Genomic DNA, 774 nt, shown 5'->3' on the forward strand with positions numbered 1-774 from the left:
CCCAGCCGCGGTCGGTGGGGAAACCGCCCATCGCATCGGTCCCGGACGCGAGCAGGTCCCAGAACTGGTCGGGCCCGGTCACGCCGCCCGGATACCTGCAGCCCATCCCCACGATCGCGATCGGCTCATCGAGAGCCGCGGCAGTGATCTGGACGGCGGTCTCGTTCTGCGTCGCTCCGTCGCCGGCACCGACCAGTTCGCTTCGGAGGAAGTCTGCGAGTGCGGCGGCGTTCGGGTAGTCGAAGACCATGGTCGACGGGAGCTTGACCCCCACCACCTGCGACAGACGGTTGCGCAGCTCCACCGCACCGACCGAGTCGAACCCCAGCTCCTTGAACGCACGCTGCGGCAACACGTCCTCGGCGGAATCGTGCCCCAGCACCGTCGCCGCGTGATCGCGGACCAGTTCGGTCAGGACCTGCCACTGTTCCGCGGTCTGCATTCCGGCGAGGCGGCCGGCCCACTCACCGACACTCTCCTCGCCCGCATCGGCCGCGACATCCTCGGCCAGCGCTTCGTTGGCTTCGGGAATCCCGGAGAGAAATGGGCTGGGGCGGTGGAGGGTGTAGGTCGGGACGAACTGTGGCCAGTCGAACCCCGCCACCACCATCGCGGCCTCGTCCGCATCCAGCACCTGCCCCAAAGCGAGCATCCCGCGCTCGGGATCGATTCCTTCCATCCCGAAGCCGCGCAGCCGCTCACCGCCCGCGCCCGAGGCCATACCGACCCCGGCCCACAACCCCCACGCCACCGAACTCGCCACCAGACCACGAG

General features: G+C 69.4%; 1 protein-coding gene. It reads right to left on the reverse strand.

What is annotated here, in order from left to right; genetic code table 11:
• Positions 1–774 (reverse strand): acyl carrier protein (locus DMH08_RS39670; protein WP_233618087.1); only part of this gene is annotated, 774 nt, incomplete at both ends.

The organism is Actinomadura sp. WAC 06369 (assembly GCF_003947565.1).
GTDB classification, from domain to species: Bacteria; Actinomycetota; Actinomycetes; order Streptosporangiales; family Streptosporangiaceae; genus Spirillospora; species Spirillospora rifamycini.